Annotated in this window: 5 protein-coding genes and 2 pseudogenes; all 7 read left to right on the top strand. The window is 72.7% G+C overall.

The window, feature by feature from the left end:
- Window positions 1-278, top strand: a pseudogene (locus tag AC2W7J_RS16160) (orotidine-5'-phosphate decarboxylase); the annotation flags it as partial.
- Between the two features lie 41 nt (window positions 279-319).
- Window positions 320-631, top strand: a complete 312-nt coding sequence (mihF, locus tag AC2W7J_RS16155) for an integration host factor, actinobacterial type (protein ID WP_255183577.1) — start codon at window positions 320-322, stop codon at window positions 629-631.
- Window positions 628-1,188 (top strand): guanylate kinase, encoded by a 561-nt coding sequence (gene gmk / locus AC2W7J_RS16150; RefSeq protein ID WP_255183576.1) that lies wholly within the window; start codon window positions 628-630, stop codon window positions 1,186-1,188. The genes mihF and gmk overlap by 4 nt, the downstream gene beginning before the upstream one ends.
- Window positions 1,189-1,213: 25 nt before the next feature.
- A complete protein-coding gene (gene rpoZ, locus AC2W7J_RS16145) occupies window positions 1,214-1,528 on the top strand; it encodes a DNA-directed RNA polymerase subunit omega (protein WP_168635252.1) in 315 nt (104 codons plus the stop codon).
- Between the two features lie 13 nt (window positions 1,529-1,541).
- A pseudogene (gene coaBC / locus AC2W7J_RS16140) lies at window positions 1,542-2,779 on the top strand (bifunctional phosphopantothenoylcysteine decarboxylase/phosphopantothenate--cysteine ligase CoaBC).
- A gap of 76 nt (window positions 2,780-2,855) precedes the next feature.
- Entirely contained in the window at window positions 2,856-4,076 is a 1,221-nt protein-coding gene (gene metK, locus AC2W7J_RS16135) for a methionine adenosyltransferase (protein ID WP_255183574.1), read from the top strand.
- 5 nt (window positions 4,077-4,081) lie between these two features.
- On the top strand, window positions 4,082-4,463 hold a 382-nt coding region (locus AC2W7J_RS16130; protein ID WP_485983651.1), incomplete at its 3' end, for an alpha/beta fold hydrolase.

Below are 4,463 nucleotides of genomic sequence, written 5' to 3'. Positions count from 1 at the left end.
AGCTCGGCAGCATCGGGCTCGTCGTCGGTGCGACGGTCGGTTCGGCCGTGCGCGACCTGGGCGTCGACCTGCCGGCCATGGCCGGGCCGATCCTCGCTCCCGGCCTGGGGGCGCAGGGTGGCACCGCTCAGGACGTGCGCGACGTCTTCGCCGGCGCGCTCCCGCAGGTCCTCGCCAGCAGCAGCCGCGACGTGCTGCGTGCCGGACCGGACGTCTCCTCCCTTCGCTCCCGGGCCCGTGAGGTCGCGACCGAGGTGGCCCGCATCACCGCGGCGTGAGAAGGTGACGGCACCCCGTCCCCGGTCGCCCTGGAGGAGCAGTGTCCGTCCCGAGCCTCAGTGCGCAGCAGCGTGCCCGGGCGCTCGAGCAGGCCGCCGAGGCCCGGCGGCAGCGCTCGCTGCTGCGTGACCGGCTCAAGCACGGGCGCACCACCCTGGCCGAGGCCCTCGCCGCGGCCGACGACGACCCGGTCCTGAGCCGCACCCGGGTCGCCACCGTGCTCGAGTCCCTGCCCGGCGTGGGCCCGGCCCGCGCCCGTCGGGTGATGGACGAGCTCGACATCGCCGACTCGCGCCGACTGCGCGGGCTCGGTCCCCGCCAGCGCGCCGCACTCCTGGAGAGGTTCACATGAGCAGCCCCCGCCTCACCGTCCTCGCCGGCCCGACCGCCGTCGGCAAGGGGACCGTCGCCGCGTGGATCCGCGAGCACCACCCCGAGGTGTGGCTCTCGGTCTCCGCGACGACCCGACCGCCGCGGCCGGGCGAGGTCGACGGCGTGCACTACTGCTTCATCAGCGGCGACGACTTCGCCGACATGGTCACGCGCGGCGAGATGCTCGAGTGGGCCGTCGTCCACGGTCGGGCCTCCTACGGCACGCCGCGCGGGCCCGTCGACGACGCGCTCGAGGCCGGCCGGCTGCCGCTGCTCGAGATCGACCTGCAGGGGGCACGTCAGGTGCGGGCCTCGATGCCCGACGCGCGTTTCGTCTTCCTCGCGCCCCCGTCGTGGGAGGAGCTCGTCGGTCGGCTCGAGGGTCGGGGGACCGAGACGGCCGAGGAGCGAGCCGTCCGGCTCGAGACCGCGAAGGTCGAGCTGGCGGCCCAGGGCGAGTTCGACCACGTCATCGTCAACGACGACATTCGTCGTGCGGCGGAGGAACTCGTATCATTGATGAGATCGACCACCTGACCCCGACGACAAGGACCACCTCGACGTGTCCGGCACCCAGGCCAACCCCATCGGCATCACCAACCCGCCGATCGACGACCTCCTGACCAAGGCGGACTCCAAGTACGCCCTCGTCATCTACGGCGCCAAGCGCGCCCGTCAGATCAACGCCTACTACTCCCAGCTGCAGGAGGGCCTGCTCGAGTACATCGGCCCCCTCGTCGACGCGCAGGTCCACGACAAGCCGCTGTCGATCGCGCTGCGCGAGATCAACGAAGGTCTGCTGACCAAGGAGGCCACCCCCGAGGAGGGCGCCGCGCCCGCCGCACCGGTCGCCGAGGCGCCGGTCGACGAGGCCTGACGGGTCCCCCTTCGTGCGCATCGTCCTCGGTGTCGCGGGCGGCATCGCCGCCTACAAGGCTGCCCTGCTGCTGCGCCTGCTCACCGAGGGCGGGCACGAGGTGACGGTCGTCCCGACCGAGGCCGCGCTGCGCTTCGTCGCCGCCCGTCGGAGGGCCGCCTCTCGGGGTCGCCCCCGTCCGAGACCGACGTCTGGAGCAACATCACCGACGTGCCGCACTGCGTCTGGGCCAGACCGCCGGACCTCGTCGTCGTCGCGCCCGCGACGGCCGACCTGCTCGCCAAGGCCGCGCACGGCCTCGCCGGTGACCTGCTGACCAATGTCCTGCTCACCGCCCGCTGCCCGGTCGTCATGGCCCCGGCCATGCACACCGAGATGTGGGAGCACGCGGCGACGCGGGCCAATGTCGCCACCCTGCGCGAGCGCGGGGTCACCGTCGTCGAGCCCGACTCCGGCCGGCTGACCGGCGCCGACACCGGCCCCGGGCGCCTCCCGGAGCCCGAGGTGATCCACGCCGCCGCGATGGCCGCAGTCGAGGCGAGCGCTTCGTCGCCGACCCGCGACCTCGAGGGACGCCGGGTGCTCATCAGCACCGGCGGCACCCGCGAGCCGCTCGACCCGGTGCGCTACCTGGGCAACCGCAGCTCCGGCAAGCAGGGCCTGGCCCTCGCCGAGACCGCCGCGGCCCGGGGTGCCCGGGTCACCCTCGTCGCGGCCAACCTCGACCTGCCGGTGCCGGACGGCATCACCGTCGTGCCGGTGCAGACCGCGCTCGAGCTCGAGACCGAGATGACGGCCCGCGCCACGGAGCACGACGTCGTCGTCATGGTGGCGGCGGTCGCCGACTTCCGCCCGGCGGAGTACGCCGAGAGCAAGATCAAGAAGACGCACGACCCGGCCGACCCCGACGCGGCGCCGACGATCCGGCTCGTGCGCAACCCCGACATCCTCGCCGGGCTCGTCGCGGCCCGCGGCGAGGCCAGCTCGCCGATCATCGTCGGCTTCGCCGCCGAGACCGGCGATGCGACCGGCTCCGTCCTCGAGCTCGGCCGCGCCAAGCTCGCGCGCAAGGGCTGCGACCTGCTCGTCGTCAACGAGGTCGGCGTCGACAAGACCTTCGGCGCCGACGAGACGACGGTGCACGTGCTCACCCGGGGCAGCGCTGGCGCCGTCGACATCGGCCCGGCGAGCAAGTCGGTCGTCTCGCACGGGATCTGGGACGTCGTCGTGGGATCCACCGTCGCCGACTGAGCCCGGGTGCTTAGACTGGCGGGGCCCGTACCGGGCGGTCACCACGATCGTCCGTCCACGACCATGGGAGTGCTGCGTGTCCGGACGTCTCTTCACCTCGGAGTCGGTGACCGAGGGTCACCCCGACAAGATCTGCGACCAGATCTCCGACTCGATCCTCGACGCGATGCTCGAGGCCGACCCGCGCAGCCGGGTCGCCGTCGAGACGATGGTCACCACGGGCCTGGTCCACATCGCCGGTGAGGTCTCCACCGAGGCCTATGTCGAGATCCCGCAGCTGGTGCGCAAGGTCATCGCCGAGGGCGTCGGCTACGACTCGTCGGACAAGGGCTTCGACGGTCGCTCCTGCGGTGTCTCGATCTCGATCGGCGCGCAGAGCCCCGACATCGCCCAGGGCGTCGACACGGCCTACGAGAACCGCACCGGTGGCGTCGACCCCAAGGACAAGCAGGGCGCCGGCGACCAGGGTCTGATGTTCGGCTATGCCTGCGAGGACACGCCCGAGCTCATGCCGCTGCCGATCTTCCTCGCCCACCGGCTCTCGCAGCGCCTCACCGAGGTGCGCAAGTCGGGCGAGCTCGACTACCTGCGCCCCGACGGCAAGACCCAGGTGACCATCGACTACGACGGTGACCGCGCCGTGCGCCTCGACACCGTCGTGCTCTCGACGCAGCACTCCGCCGAGATCGACCACGAGCGCCAGCTGCCGGCCGACATCAAGGCGCACGTCTTCGAGCCGGTCATGGCCGCGCTCAAGGAGTCCGGCGTCGAGCTCGACACGTCCGACTACCGCACCCTGATCAACCCGACCGGCAAGTTCGTCATCGGCGGCCCCATGGGCGACGCCGGCCTCACCGGTCGCAAGATCATCGTCGACACCTACGGCGGCATGGCTCGTCACGGTGGCGGCGCCTTCTCGGGCAAGGACCCGTCGAAGGTCGACCGCTCCGCCGCCTATGCCATGCGCTGGGTCGCCAAGAACGTCGTCGCCGCCGGCCTCGCCGGTCGCTGCGAGGTCCAGGTCGCCTACGCGATCGGCGCCGCCCAGCCGGTCGGCCTCTACATCGAGACCTTCGGCACCGAGAAGGTCCCGGTCGACAAGATCCAGGCGGCCGTCAACGCGGTCTTCGACCTGCGGCCGCTGGCCATCGTGGAGGAGCTCGACCTGCTCCGCCCGATCTACGCGCCGACCGCCGCCTACGGCCACTTCGGTCGCACCGAGGCCGCCGGCTACGACAACCCCTTCCCGTGGGAGCAGACGACGAAGGTCGAGGCCCTGCAGGCCGCGGTCCGCTGATCCCCGTGACGTCCGAGAGGGACGTCCGTCCCCGCCCGCACGTCGTGCGCCGGGGGACGGGCGTCCCTCTCGTCATGGTCCACGGCAACGGCGTCGACCACCGCCTGCTCCTCGAGCTCGATGAGGTCCTCGCCGCCCCGGGGAGGTGGGAGCGGATCTACGTCGACCTGCCGGGCTTCGGCCGCAGCCCGGCGCTCGAGGGGCGCGGCGGTCTCACCGACCTCGCCGACTGGCTCGACGCCTGGGTCGGCGAGACCGTGGGGGAGACCCCCTTCGCCGTCCTGGGCAACTCCATGGGTGGCCTGCTGGCGGCAGACCTCGCCGCCCGCCGGGCCGGGCAGTGCCTCGGGCTGGCGCTGCCTGGCCCCCGTCGTCGTCGCGCAGCCA

It is taken from the genome of Janibacter sp. CFPM2_SD2 (assembly GCF_057364645.1).
The sequence above is the reverse complement of the archived record's forward strand: the minus strand, read 5'-3'. Positions and strand labels throughout refer to the sequence as shown.

Excerpts from the sequence above, each read along its gene's own strand:
- gmk (WP_255183576.1), top strand. The coding sequence starts at position 628 with ATGAGCAGCCCCCGCCTCACCGTCCTCGCCGGCCCGACCGCCGTCGGC.